This window comes from Pantoea sp. RIT-PI-b (assembly GCF_001187905.1).
Classification (GTDB): Bacteria; Pseudomonadota; Gammaproteobacteria; order Enterobacterales; family Enterobacteriaceae; genus Pantoea; species Pantoea nemavictus.
The window spans coordinates 438,337-460,255 of the sequence record NZ_LGIS01000033.1 but is presented as its reverse complement, the minus strand read 5'-3'; the positions used below and the strand labels follow the sequence as shown (position 1 = coordinate 460,255).

General features: G+C 56.3%; 20 protein-coding genes. 9 read left to right on the top strand and 11 right to left on the bottom strand.

Translation table 11 applies throughout. The features are described from left to right. Positions 1 to 75 precede the first annotated feature (75 nt). Complete coding sequence (grxC, locus tag AC790_RS25225; RefSeq protein ID WP_255351281.1) at positions 76 to 813, bottom strand: glutaredoxin 3; 738 nt, start codon at positions 811 to 813, stop codon at positions 76 to 78. A gap of 198 nt (positions 814 to 1,011) precedes the next feature. Here grxC and AC790_RS22915 point away from each other — a divergent pair, with 198 nt between their 5' ends. After that, complete coding sequence (locus AC790_RS22915) at positions 1,012 to 2,502, top strand: PLP-dependent aminotransferase family protein (RefSeq protein ID WP_049853338.1); 1,491 nt, start codon at positions 1,012 to 1,014, stop codon at positions 2,500 to 2,502. A gap of 32 nt (positions 2,503 to 2,534) precedes the next feature. Here AC790_RS22915 and AC790_RS22910 read toward each other — a convergent pair whose 3' ends face one another. Then, the gene (locus AC790_RS22910; RefSeq protein ID WP_049853337.1) at positions 2,535 to 3,311 is read right to left on the bottom strand and encodes an ABC transporter ATP-binding protein; all 777 of its coding nucleotides are present in this window, start codon (positions 3,309 to 3,311) and stop codon (positions 2,535 to 2,537) included. 194 nt (positions 3,312 to 3,505) lie between these two features. Here AC790_RS22910 and AC790_RS22905 point away from each other — a divergent pair, with 194 nt between their 5' ends. From AC790_RS22905 to AC790_RS22895, 3 genes are all read left to right on the top strand, one after another. Then, a complete protein-coding gene (locus AC790_RS22905; protein ID WP_049853336.1) occupies positions 3,506 to 4,579 on the top strand; it encodes an ABC transporter substrate-binding protein in 1,074 nt (357 codons plus the stop codon). 10 nt (positions 4,580 to 4,589) lie between these two features. Further along, the gene (locus AC790_RS22900) at positions 4,590 to 5,597 is read left to right on the top strand and encodes an ABC transporter permease (protein ID WP_152929155.1); all 1,008 of its coding nucleotides are present in this window, start codon (positions 4,590 to 4,592) and stop codon (positions 5,595 to 5,597) included. 110 nt (positions 5,598 to 5,707) lie between these two features. Beyond that, positions 5,708 to 6,757: a PLP-dependent cysteine synthase family protein gene (locus AC790_RS22895; RefSeq protein ID WP_049853334.1), complete on the top strand. Its 1,050-nt coding sequence runs from the start codon at positions 5,708 to 5,710 to the stop codon at positions 6,755 to 6,757. 784 nt (positions 6,758 to 7,541) lie between these two features. Here AC790_RS22895 and AC790_RS22890 read toward each other — a convergent pair. Beyond that, positions 7,542 to 8,600 (bottom strand): ABC transporter substrate-binding protein, encoded by a 1,059-nt coding sequence (locus AC790_RS22890; RefSeq protein ID WP_049853333.1) that lies wholly within the window; start codon positions 8,598 to 8,600, stop codon positions 7,542 to 7,544. Positions 8,601 to 8,798: 198 nt separating this feature from the next. On the opposite strand from AC790_RS22890, the gene AC790_RS22885 reads away from it, so the two are divergent. Further along, entirely contained in the window at positions 8,799 to 9,932 is a 1,134-nt protein-coding gene (locus tag AC790_RS22885) for an acyl-CoA dehydrogenase family protein (protein WP_049853332.1), read from the top strand. A 20-nt stretch (positions 9,933 to 9,952) separates the two neighbouring features. Here the strand turns inward: AC790_RS22885 and AC790_RS22880 are convergent, their stop codons facing one another. From AC790_RS22880 to AC790_RS22850, 7 genes are read right to left on the bottom strand one after another with little or no spacing between them, the layout of a single operon-like run. Beyond that, positions 9,953 to 11,275, bottom strand: a complete 1,323-nt coding sequence (locus tag AC790_RS22880) for a M20 family metallopeptidase (protein WP_049853331.1) — start codon at positions 11,273 to 11,275, stop codon at positions 9,953 to 9,955. Positions 11,276 to 11,278: 3 nt separating this feature from the next. Next, positions 11,279 to 12,223: an ABC transporter permease gene (locus tag AC790_RS22875; RefSeq protein ID WP_049853330.1), complete on the bottom strand. Its 945-nt coding sequence runs from the start codon at positions 12,221 to 12,223 to the stop codon at positions 11,279 to 11,281. Next, entirely contained in the window at positions 12,220 to 13,161 is a 942-nt protein-coding gene (locus AC790_RS22870) for an ABC transporter permease (RefSeq protein WP_049853329.1), read from the bottom strand. The genes AC790_RS22875 and AC790_RS22870 overlap by 4 nt, the downstream gene beginning before the upstream one ends. Positions 13,162 to 13,172: 11 nt before the next feature. After that, positions 13,173 to 14,144: an autoinducer 2 ABC transporter substrate-binding protein gene (locus AC790_RS22865; protein ID WP_049853328.1), complete on the bottom strand. Its 972-nt coding sequence runs from the start codon at positions 14,142 to 14,144 to the stop codon at positions 13,173 to 13,175. A 31-nt stretch (positions 14,145 to 14,175) separates the two neighbouring features. Continuing rightward, positions 14,176 to 14,943 carry an ATP-binding cassette domain-containing protein gene (locus AC790_RS22860; protein WP_007889987.1) on the bottom strand — a complete coding sequence of 256 codons (768 nt, stop codon included), beginning with the start codon at positions 14,941 to 14,943 and terminating at the stop codon, positions 14,176 to 14,178. Next, positions 14,940 to 15,599 (bottom strand): TenA family protein, encoded by a 660-nt coding sequence (locus AC790_RS22855; RefSeq protein ID WP_049853327.1) that lies wholly within the window; start codon positions 15,597 to 15,599, stop codon positions 14,940 to 14,942. Before AC790_RS22855 ends, AC790_RS22860 begins: the two co-directional genes overlap by 4 nt. Beyond that, the gene (locus AC790_RS22850; RefSeq protein WP_049853326.1) at positions 15,599 to 16,444 is read right to left on the bottom strand and encodes a BtpA/SgcQ family protein; all 846 of its coding nucleotides are present in this window, start codon (positions 16,442 to 16,444) and stop codon (positions 15,599 to 15,601) included. The genes AC790_RS22855 and AC790_RS22850 overlap by 1 nt, the downstream gene beginning before the upstream one ends. Positions 16,445 to 16,472: 28 nt before the next feature. On the opposite strand from AC790_RS22850, the gene AC790_RS22845 reads away from it, so the two are divergent. Further along, positions 16,473 to 17,342: a PfkB family carbohydrate kinase gene (locus AC790_RS22845; protein ID WP_049853325.1), complete on the top strand. Its 870-nt coding sequence runs from the start codon at positions 16,473 to 16,475 to the stop codon at positions 17,340 to 17,342. Between the two features lie 4 nt (positions 17,343 to 17,346). Here AC790_RS22845 and AC790_RS22840 read toward each other — a convergent pair whose 3' ends face one another. Beyond that, the gene (locus AC790_RS22840; RefSeq protein ID WP_007890006.1) at positions 17,347 to 18,297 is read right to left on the bottom strand and encodes a substrate-binding domain-containing protein; all 951 of its coding nucleotides are present in this window, start codon (positions 18,295 to 18,297) and stop codon (positions 17,347 to 17,349) included. Positions 18,298 to 18,749: 452 nt separating this feature from the next. Here AC790_RS22840 and AC790_RS22835 point away from each other — a divergent pair, with 452 nt between their 5' ends. The 3 genes from AC790_RS22835 to AC790_RS22825 all read left to right on the top strand — a co-directional run bounded on the left by AC790_RS22835 (position 18,750) and on the right by AC790_RS22825 (position 21,916). Further along, positions 18,750 to 19,778 (top strand): LacI family DNA-binding transcriptional regulator, encoded by a 1,029-nt coding sequence (locus AC790_RS22835; RefSeq protein ID WP_036621058.1) that lies wholly within the window; start codon positions 18,750 to 18,752, stop codon positions 19,776 to 19,778. A gap of 371 nt (positions 19,779 to 20,149) precedes the next feature. Continuing rightward, positions 20,150 to 20,896: an ATP-binding cassette domain-containing protein gene (locus AC790_RS22830; protein WP_161804888.1), complete on the top strand. Its 747-nt coding sequence runs from the start codon at positions 20,150 to 20,152 to the stop codon at positions 20,894 to 20,896. A gap of 18 nt (positions 20,897 to 20,914) precedes the next feature. Continuing rightward, positions 20,915 to 21,916, top strand: coding sequence for an ABC transporter permease (locus tag AC790_RS22825; RefSeq protein ID WP_161804887.1), 1,002 nt, complete (start codon positions 20,915 to 20,917; stop codon positions 21,914 to 21,916). Positions 21,917 to 21,919: the final 3 nt, after the last annotated feature.

The window sequence follows — 21,919 nt, the reverse complement described above, 5'->3', positions numbered from 1 at the left end:
AGCGTCTTCACCGCTATTATCATAAAGGTAATAGCGGCTTACCTAATATTCTTCGATTAAAACTGTATTATTCATTCATGCTCCTTTTAGCATCGCATCTAATTGCCCTCTTCGCTCAAGCGTTAGCAACTCATCTGCCCCGCCAAGGTGAGTGCTGCCGACGAAAACCTGAGGTACCGTGCGACGGCCATTGCTGCGAATCATCATCACACTTGCCGCCTGCGGATCGTGCTCAATATCGATTTCAGTAAAAGCGATATTTTTTCCCTGGAGCAATTGTTTAGCTGATTTACAATATGGGCACTGCTGAGTGGTATAGATCACTACACCAGAAGTGGACTCCTGAAATGTATTTTTGTTCAGCCACTCAATAACCTGCGCTGCTGCCTGATCGGCTGGAAATACGGGATAAAAAACTTTTTCAATCGTCCCCTTATTAATTATCAGGGTCAATCGTTTGAGTAATCTCATGCCCTCAATTGTCATCGTGGGTAAATGCAGCGCATCCGCGAATTTGAAATCTGAATCACTCAGCACTGGCACAGAGAGGCCAAGTCGACCCGTCATCTCTTGTTGGTATTCCGTTGTTTGTGTACTCAATCCCAAGATGGTGACGCCAAGCGCAGCAAATACATCCTTTTCTGCCTGGAATGAAAGATTTTGAGGGCTACATCCTCGTGCACCGGGGATCTCATCCCAGCCCGATGGCAATGCGATGCCAGGTACTGCAGTCATCGGATAGGCATAAACGACAATCCGACCCTCCAAAGCGGAAAGATCGATCAGCTCACCTGAGGTCGAGCGCAGCGAAATTGAGGGTATCCGCAGACCGATTAGATGATTGGCTGCGCCATCATCAATCGGAGCAGGTAAGTTGTCAGGAAGCGTGTGGGACTGGAAAATTTGATTTTTATCGTTTATAGCTCATCTCCGTTGTTAATATCGCTGGAGTATAATTCTTACCGGACTACAATTAAGGTCCATTATTGATGCTTTCCACTAGACCACTTTATGACGAAACGTCCTACTACTATTGCAATACCTTCCCTTAAGTTGATTGACGTAAGCGCGGGTGCCGTTGGGCGACAGCTCATTAAGTGTCTGCGAAACGCGATAACGACGGGTGAATTGAAACCTGCTGAAGAGTTGCCTTCCACGCGAGCGCTGGCCTCATCGCTTGGCATTGCCAGAGGAACAGTGGTGGACGCATTTGATCAACTGAAAGCAGAAGGCTTCCTGGAGACAAAAGTTGGCGCTGGAACGCGGGTAGCTTCTGAAATCAGGGAACTGCTGCCCGCAAAGTTTGCGGCTAACTCAACCACATCAAATCAGTTAGCGGCGCCTTTGCCGCCATCCGTTTCCCGTCTGGCTGAGATTGGACGCAGCCTTCTACCTCAACAACCTTTGCCATTCGCTGTGGCTTTACCAACAAACGGCGTTGCTCCTGATGATAACTGGTGCAGGTTGGGTAATCGCGTGCGAGCTTCCTCGTGTGCAGCGCCATCTGGTTACGCCGACCCGCGTGGATTACCTGAATTACGTACAGCAATTGCGGGCTATGTACGTCGCGCACGATCCGTGAAATGCACGATGGAAAACATCATTATTACTTCCGGTGCTCAACAGGGACTCTTCATGGCTGGAAGTGTTTTGCTGTCGCAGGGTGATGCTGTTCTTACGGAAAACCCCGCATACCATGGATTAACAGCCGTACTCGAACAACTCGGGATGCGTGTTTGTGCCGTTCCCGTTGATGATGAAGGATTCAATATAGAACGAGGAACAGTGAATTGCCCGGACGCGCGGTTAGCGTTTGTCACGCCGTCTCACCAGTATCCTTTAGGCATGCCAATGAGCATGGCGCGCCGCCAGGCTCTGGTCGCCTGGGCTATGCAAAATAACGCATGGATTGTTGAGGACGATTACGACAGCGAACTTCGCTATGCTGGCCATCCATTTCCTGCCATGCAGAGTCTCGGCTCTTCGCGGGTTATCTATCTGGGGACATTGAGTAAGGTCCTTTTTCCCTCTTTGCGGCTTGGCTATATTGTTGCCCCGGATAATCTTATAGAAGCGTTCACTGGAATCCACTCGATTCTTGACCGACATTCACCTACATCAGAACAACATGTACTCGCGGCCTATATGGAGGAGGGATATTTTGAAGCGCATATCCGCCGCATTCGCATGCTCTACGCCGAGCGGCGTAAAGCGTTACTGGCGGCACTGAAACCGTCTCTATCACTAGGCTGCGTCATCCAGCCCAGCGATCAGGGAATGCATATTCTGCTCTGGTTATATGAAAGTGCCAATGATGTGGAAATCGCTGCAAAGTCATTGGCCGCAGGCATCGCCGTTCGTCCTGTTTCGCCGATGTATGCAGATAAACGGGGGCGGCCAGGTTTGATGTTGGGGTTCGGCGGATTCTCATTAAAGCAGTTACATGATGCGGCTGATGTATTAATTCAGCTGCTACGCTCTAGTTTGCCACGAAAATATTGACCGATATGTCGTCGCGACTTGAAGCAACACCATCAGGCTGCCACGCGATCCGCTCCTAATAAATCCAGAATCCGGCTTCGCAGCGCCACCAGCTGCGGATCGTCACGCCGACGCGGCCACGGCAGATCAACCTCAATCACATCCACCACTTTTGCCGGACGTGGGCTGAACACTACCACGCGATTAGCCATCACCAGCGCCTCTTCCACATCGTGCGTCACCATCAGCGTGGTGAACTGCTGCTCCTGCCACAGGTCAACAATCTCCTGCTGCATGCGCAACCGCGTGAGTGAATCAAGCTTACCCAGCGGTTCATCGAGGATCAGCAATCGCGGCACGTTAACCAGCGCGCGCGCCAGTGCCGCACGCTGCGCCATGCCGCCGGAGAGTTGATGCGGCCAGGCGCGCGCAAACTGTTTCAGCCCCACGCGATCGAGCATCGCGTTGATACGCTGTTCACGCACCGGACGGCTTTCACCGCGAATCTGCAGGCCGAGACCGACGTTGTCATACACCGTGCGCCACGGATAGAGCGTCGGATCCTGAAACACCACCACGCGCGACGGATCGGGCGCGGTGATCGCCTTGCCCTCTTCCGCCAGTAAGCCGCTAGCTGGCGGTTCTAGCCCCGCCAGCAGACGCAGCAGCGTCGATTTGCCACAGCCGGAAGGCCCCAACAGCGCGACAAATTCACCGGCTTTCACCTGCAGATTAATATTCTCCAGCACCGGCAAATCTTCGCCTTCTAACGTAAAGTGATGATTAACTTTCTCAATCACGATATTAACGCCCGCCGTGGTATTGGACATATTTCCGCTCCAGCAAAATAAGCTAAGAAATAAAGCATAAGCCGCACATGCCACACCTCGAAATAGCCATTTCGGCAAACTTATCCGCAAATACTCATAATGAAAAATTGCATGTTGTCATGCGGGATTGTTATTTGGTCGCGCTTAGCACCTTTGCCATAGTGCCTGTGAACTTTATCTACAAGGAAGACAGGATGGCATTTCAACAATTCTCTCTGAGCCGACGCGCGTTATTACGCGGGTTGGGTCTTTTCAGTGCCGGTGTTGCGGTCAATCCTTTGCTGAGCAGCAGGGTATTTGCCGACGATAAACCCCTCAAAACTATCAAGCTGGCATGGGGACAAACGGCGGTGTGTCAGTCACCGATTTCGGTAGCGCTGAAGCAAGGTTTCTTTAAAAAGTACGGCCTGAATGTTGAACCGGTGAACTTTAGCGGCCCAACCGATGCGCTGCTGCAGGCGATTGCCACCGGACAAGCCGATGGCGGTATCGGTATGGCGCTGCGCTGGCTGAAGCCGCTGGAGCAAGGCTTTGATGTTGACCTTACGGTGGGCACGCACGGCGGCTGCATGCGTTTGCTCGCGCCGCAAAACAGCGGTATTCGTGATGTGAAAGATTTGGTGGGTAAATCGGTGGCGGTCAGCGATCAGGCCAGCCCGATCCGCAACTTCTTTGCCATCCAGCTGGCGAAACAGGGCATCGATCCAGATAAGCAGGTGAACTGGCTGCAATATCCGCCCGACCTGTTTGGCGAAGCGCTGCGCAAAGGCGAAGTACAGGCGCTGGCCACCGATGACCCGCAGGGCTGGCTGCTGAAGAAGCAGCATGATCTGGTGGAGGTGGATAACAACCTAAAAGGCGAATACGCCAACCTTACCTGCTGCGTGCTGGGCCTGCGCGGCTCGCTGGTGCGTGACGATCCAGCTACCGCGCGCGCCATCACGCAGGCGATCGTCGATGCACAGCAGTGGACCGCCGAGCACCCGGAAGAGACGGCGAAAATCTTCCAGCCGTTTGTGCCGGGCTCCGTGGCGGTTGAGGATATTGCCGCGATGTTGAAAGAGCATACCCATAGCCACCATTCCACCGGGGCGCAGCTGCGCAAAGAGGTGGCGGTGTACATCGACGAGTTGAAGAAGATCAATGTGATCCGCCCGGATACCGATGCGCAGCGCTTTGCCGAGCACTATGTGCCGGAGCTGCTGCCAGCGGAATCCGGCCATCAGCACGCCAGCAACATGGCGCACATGAGCAATATGTCGAGCTAAGGAGACGATGATGGCCAGTGAAACCCTGACGATTACCCGCAACCGTGACGAGCCGCGCCGTATTCAACCGGCGGTGTGGGGCGCGCTACTGCTGTGGTGGGCGCTGGTAGCGCTGATGGTGGCGGTGCCGGATAAGCCGCAGGGTTTTGCCGCCCCGCGCTTTGTAAATGAGACACATGAGCTGTTTGCCGGCATTGCGCTGTTGCTCAGCGTGCTGGCCATCGCCTCCAGCCTGTTTCCACGCCTGACGCTGCTGGCACCGCTCAAGCGCAGCGGACCGTGGCTGATTGTACTGGCGCTGTTGATCGGTCTGTGGGAAATCGTGACGGGCAAACTGGCGCTGCTGCCAGCGCCGTTTTTCGCCCCGCCGCGTGCGCTGGTGGAGGCCTACGCCACCGATTGGCCGCGCCTGCTCGATAGCGTATTGAATTCGCTGCGCCTGCTGGCTTTCGGCTTTATCTACGGCAGCGTGGTGGGCTTTGTGACGGGCGTGGCGATTGGCTGGTCGCGCGGGCTGGGATATTGGGTACATCCGATTCTGCGGTTCCTTGGCCCGGTTCCCTCTACCGCGCTGCTGCCGCTGTCGCTCTACTTCTTCCCGTCAAGCTTCTCTGCGGCGGTATTCCTGATCGCGCTCGCCACCTGGTTCCCGGTAACGGTGCTCACCTGGTCCGGCGTCTCCAGCGTTGATACCCGTTATTACGACGTGGCGCGCACGCTGGGTGCTAATTCGCTGTTTCTCGTGCTGCGTGTAGCCGTTCCTGCGGCGCTGCCGCACCTGTTTGTCGGCCTGTTTATGGGGCTGGGCGCCTCGTTCTCTGTGCTGGTGGCAGCGGAGATGATGGGGGTGAAATCCGGACTGGGTTGGTATCTGCAGTGGGCGCAAGGCTGGGCGGCCTACGCCAACATGTATGCCGCGCTGATAGTGATGGCGCTGCTGTTCTCCTCGCTAATCTCCCTGCTGTTCCTGGTTCGCGACCGGCTGCTGTCGTGGCAGCGCAGCGCGGTGAAATGGTAACAACACACATTGCGCAATAAATTGCGCCGCTACGGTATGTGCATGCATTCGTAGCGGCGCGATTTATCGCGCAGATATTCGGTTCAAATCATCCATTGCCGAGGTCGATTATGGCTGCAAAAATTTCTGCTTCTATCACTGAACTGATTGGCAACACGCCACTGTTGCGTCTGACGCGTTATGCGCAGCAGCAGGCGATCCAGGCCGATTTGGTCGCCAAGCTGGAGCTGTTTAACCCCAATCACAGCGTAAAAGATCGCATCGCCCTCAGCATGATTGAAGCTGCCGAACGCAACGGCATCATCCAGCCTGGCGATACGCTGGTAGAAACCACCAGCGGTAATACCGGTATTGGCTTAGCGGCAATTGCCGCGGCCAAAGGCTACAAATTTCGCGTCTATATCAATGATTTTGTCAGCATCGAACGCAGCCAGATCATTCAGGCCTACGGTGCGGAAGTAGTGCCATTCAGCACCATCGAAGGTTTTAAAGCGTTTTACGATGCCAGCAACGGCGATTTCGTCGCCGCCACTAAATGGCTGGCCGAGCAAGTCACCGCCGCAGAGCCGGAGGTGCATTTCCTGCTGCAGTTGGATAATCCCGCCAATCCGGCGGTACACGAGCGCACCACCGGGCCGGAGATCTGGCGCGACAGCGGAGGCGAGCTGGATATTTTTATCGCCGCGGTTGGCACCGGCGGCACGCTATCCGGTACCGGGCGCTACCTTAAACAGCAGCATCCGGGTTTGCAGGTGATTGCGGTGGAACCGGGCGTCGGCTCACAGCCCAGCGAACTGCGTCCCGATCCGCTGGAGATCACCGGCGTTCATGCCTTCAGTAATCAGACGCCGGAGCGCATTCCCGCCAATCTCGACCATCGCGTTTACGATGAGGTGATCGCGGTGGAGACCTGGCAGGCTTACGCCGCCGCACGGCAGCTGGCGCTAAGCGAAGGTGTGCTGGTGGGCGATTCATCCGGTGCGGTGCTGTGGGCAGCGCAACAGGTGGCGGCGCGGCCGGAGAATCATGGCAAGCGCATTGTGGTGTTGCTGGCAGATGGCGGCAGCAGTTATCTGACCACCCAGCTGTTTGCGCATCAGGTGCCGGCCGAATCGCTCAAGCTGGCAAGCGCCGTGCAGACATCGAGAAAAATTGCCTGACGTCGAGGTGCGCATGATTGCGCACTCTACAATCTCGTAGGGTCGGCATTCATGCCGTAATGCCGATCAGTTAAGCGCTGAGCGACTTTCGTTCGCCATCGGCTGAGGCAGTTTCATCTACGCCGTGCGGCGCCCGAGAAGAGGGCGTCCGGGCCCCGCCCTCTCCCCCCCCCGCCCCCCCCCCCCCCCACCCCGCCGCTACGCGGTGCCTTCACTCAATCGCGATTCCTGACGGACCGGCGGCGATTCGCTCCTGCTCAGCGCCGCCTCTCGCCGCATCCCTGCGGCTCGCCCTGGAATCCCTCTCTCGCTCAGCGGGCTGGGATGTCGCCTCAACACCTGCGCTGTAGCATCAATGCCTATTGCTGAATCATCATCGCTGTAGCGCCTGTAGGGTCGCCATTCATGGCGACCACGTGCCCCATAACCTTCAGCCTGCAGAATTTCAAACCAGATACGGTAATGACAGGCGACGGTGTTGGGCGCTATCCGCAGCGCCGAGCGCAGAGTGACGGCCAGGATGAGCCGACACGACGTCGGCGAAAGCGCGGCATGAGCCAGGGATGGCGAATCCGCGCGGTCCGTCAGGCCGGAGTGATAAGCGAGGGAACAGCGAGGACGGCGCAGGCGCGGATTGCTAAGGTCCGCGCCTTCGGACCTTAGCCCGGCCGCCGGCTTCACACATTCTGAAACTGCCATAGGCTTAGCGGGCGGAACCCCCGCAGAACCAGTGCACTGCTTAACTGACGAGCATTACGGCATTCATGCCGACCTGGTTTACCCATTAAGCCAGCACGTTACTGGTGATCCCTTTGGCAAACAACAACGGATCGGTCTCCGGTCGTAACACGTTGATCGCCTTCAAATCCCGTGCATAGACGTCGATCTCATTCACAAACGCATTGCCCACCGAGTAATGCCCATGCGTATGGGTTTTCAACACGCTGGCGATCTCTTGTGGCGTGGTGTTCAGCGCATGGCCGTTAAACTCGCTGCCAATCGCTTCCGGATGCTGCGCCGCATAGGCATGCGCCTGCAGAATGGCGTGAGTAATGGCGGCGGCCACTTCTGGCTGCTCGCGAATCAGGCTGCCGCGCGTGCCTACCACGCAGCAGCTCAGTTTGGCGTATTCGTCCATTAAGTTAGTGCCAATCTCGCGATAGCCCGGTTTCTGTGTCAAACGCCACATCACCGGATCGGAGCCGCTGGCGGCCTGAATCTCGCCCTTCTCCAGTACCATTGGCAGCAAATCCTGCGGGAACACGCGCCAGTCGACATCGCTATTGGGATCGACGCCGTGCTTTTTCAGCATCAGCGAAAAGAAGTTTTTATCTGCGCCAGCCATGTCGGTGACACCGATAGTTTTGCCCTTCAACTGCTCTAGCGTGGTTGGACCGCCATCGCGCGCCAGCAGGCGCATACAGCCGCCGTGCGTACCGGCGGTGAGTTTAACGTCAAAGCCCTGCTCCAGCGCTTTGAGCCAGCGCAACGCCATGCCAATCGCCGCTTCTGCTTTGCCGGTGGCAATCGATTCCAGCAGCAGCTCGGTTGAGTTGCCGAAGTTAACGAACTCCACTTCCAGATTGTGTGCTTTGAAGAAGTTATGCTGATCGGCCACCACAACCGGTGCGAGGCAAATGGCATTGAGATTGACCGCAAGGCGCACGTGCGTCGGTTTTGCCAGCGCCCATTTACCTGGGCCATCCTGTAATAAATCGCCCGGCATCGGCATACCCGCCATATGATCCTCGGCAAACGCCCTTCCCGGTAAGGTTGCCGCCATCGTCGCCGCAGCGGAATATCCCAGAAAATGCCGACGCGAAAGTAAATAATTATTTGGCATTAAATAACTCCAAAAAAATATGCAGGTGAAGGGTTAACCCTAATTAATGCGATACGCAGAAACAGCCATTGCAAATTAACACCTCAAACGGCGGCGCAATTATGCCGATTACGCATGTCTATACCCGCTTTATTGCTTTTACAGTTACAAAGGAAAAGTAAACAATTAATGCTTATTGCACAGAGGAATTATTTACGCATGGCAAATAACCTGCCGTTCCTGGCTGAAATATTGCCGGTGGTCACCCGCGCGTTAGAAAAAGATGCCGAACAGGTTGATCGCAGCGGCGAATTCCCTAAAGCGGCATTCAGCGTATTGCAGCAACAGGGTTTGCTGCATTTTGCATTGCCGCTTGAATTAGGTGGTGGCGGCGGAAACCTGATTGATTGCCAGACGATTGTGCAGGCGGTGGCACGCGGTGAACCTTCCGCCGCGCTAATCCTCATCATGCAGTACCTCCATATACGTCGCCTCGACGACACCTCAAGCTGGCCGGAAGCAATACGGCGCAAAGTGGCGGCGAGCGTGATTGCTGAAGGTGCGTTGATCAATGCACTGCGCGTCGAACCCGAGTTGGGCACGCCGGCGCGCGGCGGATTGCCCGCCACCCGCGCCCGCCGCACATCTGAGGGCTGGCGCATCAGCGGCGAGAAGATTTACTCCACCGGCAGCTATGGGCTGAGCTGGATGCTGGTTTGGGCCAGCAGCGATGATGCCGATCCGCTGGTCGGCGGCTATCTGGTGCCCGCCCACGCGCCTGGCATTACGATTATCGATGAGTGGGATCATCTCGGCATGCGGGGCACCTGCAGCCATCGCGTGGTGCTGGATGACGTGCTGATCCCGCTTGACCACGCGGTTAACGTGGCGCAGTGGAGCGAGCCGCGAGCCGGCCTGAATGAAGAGGAAACGCTGTGGATGGCGGTGCTGCTCGGCTCGCTGTACGACGCGATTGCGCAGAGCGCGCGTGACTGGTTTATCACCTTTTTACAGCAGCGGGCGCCTGCCAATCTGGGCGCGCCACTGGCTTCGCTGCCGCGCTTTCATGAGCTGGTGGGTCGCATCGATACACTGCTGTTCACCAATCAAACCCTGCTGAGCAGCGCCGCACACGGCCACATCGCCAGTGGACATGCCGCACAAATCAAACAGGTGGTGACCGAAAACGCCATTCGCAGCGTGCAGCTGATGGTGGAGAGCATCGGCAATCACGCCTTAACGCGCCACCATCCGTTACAACGTCACCTACGCAATGTGCTGTGCGGTCGCATCCACACGCCGCAGGATGACGCCATCTTCACTTCCGTGGGCAAATCCGCCCTTTCTGCTTAGAGGCGTTCCTGATGGCGAGCCTACGATGCCACGCCACACCAGCGCACTAACGTCAACGCAATCGCCTTGGTGCACGCCACAAGATCGGCAATCGGTACGTGTTCGTTGGGCTGGTGCGACATCGCTGGATCGCCCGGGCCAAAGTTCACTGTTGGCGTCTGGCCCAGCGTACTCGGTAAACCAATATCGCTGTGCGCGCCGAACCCCGCCAGCTGCGGATTCAGTGCCGCATCGGTCACGCCCTGCTGGAAGGCGGTAACAAACGGATGCTCCGCCGCGATTTCTGCACAATCGGCATCCAGAATCCACTCGATTTTAGCCGGATGCTTTGCCAGATAGGGATCGAGCGCGCAAACCCTGGCAACGTGCGCTTCAATCTCTTTTTTAACGTTGCCGCCCAGCCCCATCTCATCCTTCTCAGCTGGCAGATACTGCACATCAATGACAATCTCTGCGCGCCCGGCTATCGAGGCCGGGTGTTCACCGACTTTCAGCTGCGTCACGATAATCTGGTTGGGCAGTTCCATCAGCGGATGATTTTTGCTCGGCTGCGTCTGCCAGCGGCGATTGAGCACATCGAGGCCATCCAGCATCTGCCGACACAGCATCACCGCATCAACCGGACCGCTGCTGTCCCAGCTGTTTGGCGTGAGTTCGGCGTGGCCGCCAATGCCGTCGAGGATAATGCGGCCCCACAGAATGCCATGGCAAATCGGCGAAATACGGTTGGCGGTCGGCTCGGTCATGATGCCGGCATCGGCTTTAAATCCGCGATCGACCATCGCCAGCGAGCCCATGCCGCCAATCTCTTCATCGACCACGGTGGTAAATACCACGTCGCCCGCCAGACGAATATTGAGATCCTGCAACAGCTCCACCGCCATCAACATGCAGGCGACGCCCCCTTTCATATCTACTGCGCCGCGACCATAAACCGCCGCGTTTTTGATCTGCGGTACGAAGGGATCGGTGTGCCAATGTTCCGGCGGGCCTGGCGGGACCACATCAATGTGGCCGGTGAGCATCAGCGATTTGCCGCCGCCCGCGCCCGCTAACGTGCCGCCGAGATTAGGTCGGCCTTCAAAGGTGCGGCCCTTATTGGCGCCCGGTCGGCCCTGATATTTGGCGTACAGGGCTGGGCCGTCGGGATCCCATAAATCGGTCTCCATGCCTAGCGATGCAAGACGTTGCTGCAGATAAAGCTGGCAATCGCGCTCGCCCGGTCCGGCTTCACGCGGATCAACTTTCACGATAGAGGGAAACGCCAGCAGATCGCACAGGGTTTGCGCGATGCGTTCTGCGCTCGCATCAACGTGCGCGCTAATGTGTTCGGTCAGATTCATTGGTTATCTCCGATAGATAAAAAGTCGTTGTGCCATCAACACCATAATCAACAAAATGCCCACCACGCCCAGTTGCCAGACGCTGTTTAACCCCAGCTGTAACATGCAGGTTTTGATCGTCACCAGCATCAGCGCGGCGGCTAATACGCCGATCACGCTGCCGCGCCCGCCAAAGATCGCCACGCCGCCGAGCAGAGCCGCGGTAAGGGATTCGAGTTCCAGATTGACGCCAATTTCCGGACGCGCACTGCCTAACCAGGTCAGTGAGACGAATCCTGCGCAGCCCGCCAGCAAGCCGCTCAGGCAGTAGGCGAGCAAGCGCAGACGATCGACAGGAATGCCGACTAAGCGCGTGGCGTGTTCATTGAAGCCACAGGCGTAAATCCATTTCCCCCACGCGCTTTTGCTCAGAATCAGCCAGGCAATAAGGAAAGCCGGAATGACGCAGGTGAGAAACGGTAGTGGGATGAAGAACTGCGTGCCGCGCCCCCATTGGGTTAACGCCGTTGGAACACCGGCAAGCGCGGCGCCGCCGGTCAGCGCCAGCGCCAGTCCGGAAAACAGATAGAAGCTGCCCAGCGTGACGATCAGCGGCCAAAGACGCAGCCGCGCGATCAGCCAGCCGTTGAGCGCACCCGCTAGCGTGCCGGTTATCAGGCAAATCAGCGGCAGCCAAAGCGGATTAATGCCCTGATCGAGCGCCAGCATGCCGATCACCGCCGAGAGCGAAACGTTGCCGCCCACCGAGAGATCGATGCCACCACCACCGGTCATCACCACTAACGATTGGCCGAGCGCCACCAGTGACAGCAACGTGGCGAACTGCAGGATCGAGGTGATCGACCAGGAAGCCAGCATTTGCGGCAACACCAGCACGATACCGATGGCCAACAGCAGCCATAGCGCGCTCAGCAAGGATAAGTCGGGAGATTTGCGCCACCAGGTCATGCGATCCTCCTGAATGCCAACACTCGCCCACTCGCCGCTTCACTGCTCAATACGATAAGCAACACTGCGCCGGTCACCACCGTTTGCCACAGCGATGGAATCCCCACCAGCAGCAAACCGTTTTGCAGAATGCGCAGCAGCAACACACCGAGCAGTGTGCCCAATAAACTGCAGGAGCCGCCGGTAATGCGCGTGCCGCCCAGCACCACTGCGGCGATGGCTTCCAGCGCCAGACTGCCGCCCACCGTCATTTCGACATTGCGATAGGTGGCGATATAGCAGGTTGCCGCGATGCCACACAGCAAACCGCTGATCATGAAGGTAGCGATGCGCACCTGAGTGACCGGAATGCCCGCCAGTCGGGCTTTTTCCTCAGAGTTGCCTGCCGCCAATAGCCACAAACCGTACGGTGTGTGGCGCAGCATCAGCCATACGCTGGCCCACACCAACACGATGATCCACGCCATTACCGGTACGCCCAAAAAGGCGTGCATTAAGCCGCTGCTCAGGTTGCCGGGCAGCCCGGATAACCACTGTCCACCCAGCAGCGCAAACAGCCCGGTGCGCCACACGCCGAACAAACCGAGCGTGCCGACAATCGCCGGAATGCGGCCCATCACCACCACCAGCGCGGTGATCAAACCCAACCCCAATCCAAGTAACGGCCCCGCCAGCGCCGCCAGCCAAGGCGAGTTGGCCAGCAGCAATTGGCCAACCGCCCACGCCGCTACGCCCATCACCACGCCGACAGAAACATCCACGCCGCCCATGGCGATCACCAGCGTCATACCCAGCGCTATTAACAGCAGCTCGCTGCTGTTGCGCAGGATGGTAAGCAGGTTATCGAGCGTGGCGAACCAGGGTGAGAACCAGGAGAAGCCGGCGCTGGCGAACAGGGCAATCGCCAGCAAGGCGATCTCCCGTGAAGTCATATGCATGCGCATCCCCATTAGAATTTGAACTGATCGACATTCTCTTTGGTAAATACCGCCGGCGCTCCCAGCAGCAGTACGCCGGTTTTGCTGTCAAACTTCACCGGCTCGGTGAAGCCCGGCACGCGGTTCTCGGCGCTGAAGGCTTTACCATCAATCAGCTGTTTACCGGCCCACACCGTGAGATAGCCGAGTTTTTCCGGATCCCACAGCACGGTGTAACCAAAGGCTCCGCTTTTCAGATAGGCGCGCGCGGTGTTCGGGCTGCAGAAACCGCTGCCGATGACCTTGCCATTTTTACCGGCGGTCTCAATCGCCTGCGCCACGCCCGGACAGGTGGTCGATGCCATGGCGATCAGGCCTTTAATATCCGGATTAGCTGACATTAAATCGGTGGCGATCTGTGCCGCGCGGCTGGCCGAACCGCCGGCATACTGCGGTTTTAGCAAGGTGATGTTGGGATATTTGCTTTTCACCCGCTGCTGCATAAAACCAATCCAGCTGTTGAGGTTAGAGGCCGTGGCTTCACCGGACACGATGCCGATCTTGCCGCGATCGCCGACGCGTTTGACCATTTCATCAATGATGGTTTCGCCCAAACCTTGATCGGTAGCCTGTGCGACATACACCGGGCGTCCGCTGTCAGGCGCATCACTGTCGCTGGTAAACAAGTGCACATTATTCGCTTTCGCCTGCGCCAGCACCGGCGCGATGCTGGAAGCATCGAGCACGCTGATGCCGATCGCGTTGACCTTCTGCGCAATCAGGTTCTGCACGATCTGCAGTTGATCCATCGGATTGGTATCTACCGGACCGCTATAGACAAACTCGACGCCCAGATCGCTGGCCGCGCGTTTACCGCCCGCTTCCATCGCCTGAAAATAGGGAATACCGATAATTTGCGGCACAAAGGCCACTTTCTCAGCGGCGAGGGCAAAACCTGAAAACAGTAATGAGAGAGAACAGACTGCAGTAGTGAGTCGACGCATGTTTATTTCCCCTGGGTTAATGGCATAACAATTACTGATTCTCAAACACGCGCGCATCGGGATGCGCACCGGTAATCAGTGAAACGATTTCATCGGGTGATGTTTCGGCGTGACGGCGCTCGGCAATTTTTCGTCCACGGCGGAACACCACCATGCGATCGGCTACCGCGAACACATCGCTAATGTTGTGGCTGATCAACACCACCGCACAGCCACGCTCGGCGAGTCGCCGCGTTAGTTGCAGCACTTTCTGCGTTTCGGCAACCGCCAGCGCGGCGGTTGGCTCATCCATGATCACCAGCTGCGCGTTGAGGTTGAGCGCGCGGCAGATCGCCACCGCCTGGCGCTGTCCGCCGGAGAGACTGCCGACCGAGGCTTCGGCATCGGAGATATGCGCGTCGAGATCCTTTAACAGTTGATCGACCTGCTCACGCATCTCGCGTCGGCGTAAAAAAGGAATGCCCAGCACGCGCCGCTTGAGCTCGCGACCAAGAAACACGTTTTCAGCAATGCTGAGGTTCTCCGCCAACGCCAGCTCCTGGTAAATGGTGGCGATGCCGTGTTCGGATGCCTGGCGCGGCGAGGTGAATTTCACCGCCTGGCCGTCAATCCACAGTTCGCCGTCGCTGGCGCTGTAAGCGCCTGACAGCACTTTGGTGAAAGTGGATTTACCGGCACCGTTATCGCCGAGCAGCGCCAGCACTTCGCCGCGATGGATGGTGAGATTGACCTGGTTAAGTGCCGTTAAGGCACCGAAGCGTTTGCAGATGTTGCGCGCCTCAATAAAACACGTCGTCATCTTCCCTCCCCAGCGCTGAGATAGGCGGCGCTGTGGAAATCGATTTCCCACTGCAGCACCTGGCCGTAGAGCAGGGATAAGCGGTTTTTTTCTGCCTCACTGAGATCCTGTGCACAGCGGTCGAGCTCAGTTTTCAGCCACAGCGCCTGCTGATGAAACTCCTCTTCAGCATGCATATCGATCCAGCGACGGATATCGTCATCCAGCAGCGGTTGGGCGCTGACGCGTGCGCACCAGTGGTAATACATCCACTCGGCGCCAAACATCAGCGTGATGATCTCGGCGAAACTGCCCTGCTGCGCCACCTGCAACATGCCATCGCGAAACGCGGTGACGCCGGGCACATCATGCGGATAATCCGCCGGATTGATGTTGCGCCGTGCCAGCACCTCTTCAAACCAGGCGATCTGCGTATCCACCAGCGCATTGAGTACGCCGATTAACCAGCGCTGCTGGCGAATGTCGGGCGCTTTACTCACTGCCAATGCGAAGATATTGATGGCGGTGGCGACAAAATTGCCTTCAAACACCAGATAACGCTTAAACGCCGTTTCGGGTAGCTGGTTGCGCTCGATATCCAGCACAAACTGATGTTGCTGCATCGCCTGCCATAACGCAGGGTGCTGCTGCAAAAGCTGGTCAGTGAAGCTGTTCATCAAGCTTCCTCCAGCGCCGCTTGCGCCACGGACATAAAGTGTTTCACGCGTGCAAGCTCCACCTCGTTCCACCACACGCCATCCACTTTCAGCGTGCTGGCAACAATCACGCCCTGAGTACGTGCCAGAATCTGACACACGTTAGCCGGGGTGACGCCGGAACCCACCAGCAGCGGCAGCTCGGTGGCGGCACGGATTTCGTCGATCTCGTCTAGCGTGGCGCTATCACCGGTGCGCTGCCCGGTGGCGATTACCGCATCCGCTTCAAAGAAATCCACATCGCGCGTCAGTTCCTGAATCGATCGGTCGGCGACAATGGCGTGGCTGCCATGTTTGACGTGGCTGTCGGCAAATACCTTAATATGCTCGGCGCGCAGCTGGCTGCGATAACGCAGCGCTTTCGCCGCGGCACCTTCAATAAAGCCTTCGTTGGCGATATAGGCGTTGGCCCACTGATTGACCCGCACAAAATCCGCGCCGCCCGCTAAGGCGGTGGCGAAGGCGGGAATGGCGGCGTTGGCCAGCACGTTAATTCCGAGCGGCACGCCAAAACGTTCACGAATCTTTTCCGTTATCACCGCCATAAAAGCGGCGGTTTCCGGGCCAATATCTTCCGGCTTGGCAAAAGGAATATCGCCGTGATTCTCCACAATTAAACCGTGCACGCCACCGGCAATATAATTATCGGCATCGCGTAGCGCTCGCTCAATAATTGTTGAAAGTGGCTTGCCGCGATATTTTGGCGAGCCTGGTAAAGCATCGCAATGCACCACGCCAATCACCGCTTTCTTTCTGGAAAAAATATCTTGAATTGCGCTGACTTTTCCTGCTGATATAGAAACCATCTTCTCCACCTTATTAACGAGAACCATCATGCGAATTTATGTTGCAGGGAATATTGTTGTTGATGAAACCTGGTCGATTGGCGATCTGCCGCAAAAAGGCGCGTCTATTCACGGCGTGAAAACATCGCAGGATATTGGCGGCAAAGGCGCTAATCAGGCGATCGTTATTTCTCGCTGTGGTATCGACACACGATTAATTGCGGCCATCGGTCACGATATTAATGGCCGCTGGATGCGTGAGAAAATATCACATGAAACATTGACTCTTTTTCCCACTGAATATTCATCTTCTCACAGCGACGCCTCAATTATTTTAAACAGTAGCGATGGCGATAATGCCATTATTACCACCACGGCGGCAGCAGATGCCTTAAGCATTGAACAGATGCTGCCTTATTTAGCCGATGCCCAGGCCGGCGATATTTTGCTACAGCAGGGTAATTTCTCCGTTGAGAAAACCCGCCTCCTTTTCATGTGGGCTAAAGCCAACGGCCTGAAAACGGTATTCAATCCCTCGCCCGTCAATCCTGATTTCGCACAACTCTGGCCGCTGGTCGATATCGCCGTGGTGAACCAGCTGGAAGCCGAGTTACTGCAACCGGCTGGCGTTAACACGCTGGTCATTACCCAAGGCGCTGCGGGTGTCTGGCTCATCACCGACGCTCAACGCCTCTTCTGCCCGGCCACACCGGTGCAAGCGGTGGACAGCACCGGCGCTGGCGATACCTTCCTCGCCGTGCTGCTTGCATCCTCGCTATTACGCGGTGTGCAACCCGATGCCCTTGCCTTGCGGCACGCCAGCCAGGCTGCTGCCATCACGGTGAGCCGCACCGGCACTCTAAACGCGTTTCCTACACCCGCGGAACTCGCTGCGCTGCTCGCCGTGCGCAGCGAGTAATCGGTTACTTAAAGAGCGGACGGTAACTGTCGACGTTCGCTTTGGTCACCACGGTGGCCGGAACCAGAATGGTTTTGCTCACCGTTTTGCCTTCAGAGAGCGCATTGAGTGCCTTCAATGCCTCTTCACCCATCTTTTTCGGATCCTGCTGCAGTACGGCGGTGACGTAGCCGCCATCAATGCCGCTGATGGCTTTAGCCGTCAGATCCCAGCCAAAGACTTTGATATCTTTCTGGCGACCCTGGTTTTCTACCGCCGCAATCGCTCCGAGCAACGCCGGTTCACCGGTGGCATAAATCGCGGTTAAATCTGGATTGCCGGTGATCAGGTTTTCCGCTGCGGTCATGGCGTTGTCCTGAATATTCTGGCCATCCACTACATCGGCGACGGTGATTTTGCTGTTGCTTTTAATCGTCTCTTCAAAGCCTTTCTGACGCTGGTTCTGAATGGCCGAGTTTAATGCGCCAACAATACCCAAACGCGCTTTGCCGCCCATCTCTTTCGCCACGTAATCGACAAAATATTTGCCGAGGATTTTTCCGCCTTCCATATTATCTACGCCAACCTGTGCCGCTTGGGGGCCCGCCGGTAATACGGCATCGATGGCAATCACCGGAATTTTGGCAGCGGCGGCTTCTTTGATCGCTGGCATAATGCCGTTGACGTCAATGGCATCCACCAAAATACCCTTCACACCTTGCTGAATATAGTTTTCAATCGCATCATTCTGCGCAACCGGATTATCAGTGGCATTGAATATAACCAATTCTTTACCGCTGGCTTTGGCGGCCTCTTGCGCGCCCTGATTCATCAGATTAAAGAACAGCGCCTGCTGATTAATTTGTACTAAGGCATACGTGGGTGCGGCTTGTGCCAGGGTAAAAATAGCACCCGCAGAAAATAGACCTGTTGCCAAAACCAATGAACGCAGTTTTCCGGTGAAAGATAACATCATGGTGTTCCTCGTCGGGAATAAACAATAATCAGCGTTTCTCAGCGTTAAGACACTGAGATTATTTTTTGGCGGGCAAATATCGATGGAATGATTTATTCACTGCACAGTTACAGTGTTTTATAACATCCTGCTTAAGTGTTTTTCGGCAACCCATCCGTTAGGAATGCCTGATGAAATAACTTAAGCCGGTTTGGGAATGGATTCCCGGTATTGCGGTAAACTGTGCATACAATTCGTCGAGAGACTTTTTTTGTCAAGTGTTTATTTATACGCCAATGCACCAGGGAAAGCGCTGTATCAGCCGCGCTTAACTGTGTTACAGATATCTGTGTGGATAAAAACGCATCCTCTTGCGACTCCGCGCGTTATTGTGAGGTCGCCATAAACGGCGACCCTACAATTGTTCGGCGCGTTTTTGTAGGGTCGTCATTCATGATGACCGAAAAATCAGTATGGCGAGGAAAATGAGTACAAAACGCGTGTTGTTATCCGACGTGGCAAAGCGAGCTGGGCTTTCTAAAGCCACGGTGTCGCGCTATTTGAACCACAGCATTGTCTTGCCGCAGGAGACGATTGACCGCATTGAAGCGGCAATCACCCAGCTCGATTATCGCGGCAACAGCCTGGCGCGCCGTCTGAGTAAAGGCGGCAGCGAAACGCTCGGTTTGGTGCTGCCCGATATCACCAACTCCTTCTTCGCAGAACTGGCCGATGCCGCTGAAGAAGCAGCGTCGGCGCGCGGTTACAGTTTGGTGCTGTGTATTACCCGCAACAATCCTGACAAAGAAGCGCAGTTTATTCGCTGGCTGGATACGCGTCAGGTTGATGGTCTGCTGTTTACCACCAACCGACCGGATAACGGCCTGTTGCGCAAAGAGATTCAGCGCCACCAGCATATTGTGTTGCTCGATGAAGACATTCCCGGCAGCAGCGTCCCCAAAGTATTTGCCGACAACGTGCAAGGCGGGCGTATCGCCACTGAACAGCTGATCGCCGCCGGACATCGCCACATCGCTTTCATCGGTGGGCCCGAGCAGTTGATGAGCGTACGTGAGCGCTATTTAGGTTACTGCACCGCCATGAAGCAGGCCGGTTTGCCGGTGCCAGCCGAATGGGTAATGTATGGCAACTATGAGCGCGAGTTCGGCCAGCAAGCCTTGCAACGGCTATTCAGCCAGCCGCAGCGTCCTTCTGCCGTATTTGCCGCCAGCGATTATCTGGTATTGGGATTGCTGGACGGTTTACGCGCCAGTGGATTGCAGGCACCGTCCGCCCTTTCGCTGGTTGGCTTTGATGACGCCAACTACACCGACCTCACCCAGCCACGCATCTCAACCATCCGCCAACCCGCGCGGGAGCTGGGTTACACCGCAGTGGATATCATGCTGCGCCTGCTCAATAACGAAACCAATATCCCGCTCGAAACGCGCCTGCCGGTGGAATGGATTGGCCGAGATTCGATCCAAATTCAGCAACCCTGACCCAAAATGGCGCTAAATTGCACAGCTTTGGCGCAAAAGATGATCAACGCGGTACCTCAATCGGTCGCGAGGTAAACCGGTTTACTTAACGCTTATTTTTTAATTCATTGATTCATCACTATTTTATTTAATGCCAAAATGGCTAAATTCTAACCTGGCACAGAACCTGCAACGATCTCAGCGGCAAACAAATATCGTTGAGACGTGTTGCCCTGTAAGCGTTGGACTGTGTTCTATCTGGCAGGTAAACCGGTTTACTAGAGGGTAAATCGTGTCAGATAACGCATTTTCGCGCTGGCAGGCAATTTTCCCGGCAACAAATTGGGAGTGTTCAGATGCAGCAGCCACACGCTACCCCCGCTCGGGTAGAGATGATTAACATCACCAAAACTTACGGTTCGATACGATCCCTGCGCGGTGTCAATCTGCAACTGGCACCGGGTGAAGTGTTGGGATTAGTAGGCGATAACGGCGCCGGAAAATCGACGCTCACCAAAGTGCTTTCCGGCGCGGTGGTGCCCACCAGCGGCACCATTCGCATTGATGGCGAGCAGCAGCACTTCACTAATCCTGCCGATTCGCGCCGCTGCCACATCGAAATGGTCTACCAGGATTTATCGCTATGCGACACCGTTGATGTCGCAGGCAATCTTTTTATGGGCCGCGAACCGATGAAAAGCGTGCTGGGGATTCCCTTTCTCGATCAGGCCAAAATGCACGCCGATGCGCGCGAAATGCTGCAAGGTTTAGGCATATCGATTCCGGACACGCGCTTGCTGGTGCGTAATTTGTCCGGCGGTCAGCGTCAGGCAATCGCCATTGCCCGCGCAGCGGCTTTTGATCCCAAAGTGCTGATCATGGATGAACCGACCGCTGCACTCGCCGTGGCGGAAGTGGAAGCGGTGCTGGCGCTGATTCGGCGCGTCTCCGCGCGCGGTGTCAGCGTCATCCTCATTACCCATCGCCTGCAGGATCTGTTCCTGGTGTGCGATCGCATCATGGTGATGTACGAAGGTACCAATGTGGCGGAGCGCCGCGTGGCGGATACCAGCCTGAGCGATATCGTTAATTTGATCGTGGGTGAGAAATTTACGGCTCACTCTGCGGCGGCACACTGAGGTAACGGGATGAGCATCATGAATTTAAGCAGTTCGCGCATGATCCAGCATTCGCTGCCGCGTCGCCTGTTGCACAACCACTCGGGCGTGGTGAGCATTGCGCTGTTTTTCATCTTTTGCTGCGTGGTGTTCTCGCTGATCACCAGTAACTTTCTCACCAGCACTAACTGGCTGAATATCATTCGGCAAAGCGCGCCGCTGCTGATTGTCGCCACCGCGATGACGCTGGTGATCACCACCGGCGGCATTGATTTGTCGGTGGGTTCAACGCTGGCTTTAGTCGGCGCGCTTTCGGCTATCGCATTGAATAATTGGGGATTGCCGTGGCCGGTGGTGCTGATTGGCGGATTGCTGCTCGGCGGTGTCGTCGGCGCCATCAACGGCTTCTTTATCGCCTTTGAGGGGATTCCGGCGTTTATCGTCACCTTAGCCACGCTAGCGGTAGTACGCGGGATCGCGCTGCTGGTCACTCAGGGCTACTCCATTCCGGTGCCAGCAGACAGTTTGTTTACCCTAATGGGCCGCGCGTGGGTGCTCGGCATTCCCATGCCCGCGCTGATTGGTATTCTGGTGCTGTTTGCCGGGCACGTTGTCCTGAACCATATGCGCTTTGGTCGCTACGTTACGGCGATTGGATCCAATGCCGAAGGCGCACGCCGCAGCGGTATTAATACCAAAGCGGTGACCATGAAGGTCTACATTATCAGCGGCATGGCAGCGGCGCTGGCGGGCATGATTATCACTGCGCGTCTGGGCAGCGGCTCGTCCAATCAGGGCGAAGGCTTTGAGTTGCAGGTGATTGCCGCCGTGGTACTGGGCAGCACCAGCCTGTTTGGCGGCTTCGGTACCATTATCGGCACGCTGCTGGGCGCGCTGTCGATTGCCATCATCCAGAACGGGCTGATTCTGTCGCACATCTCGCCGTTCTATACGCAAATTGCCACTGGCACCATCATTCTGCTCGCTATCTGGCTTAACACCCGCATTCTCAACCCCACCCGCGCGCCGGCAAAAGGATAGCCC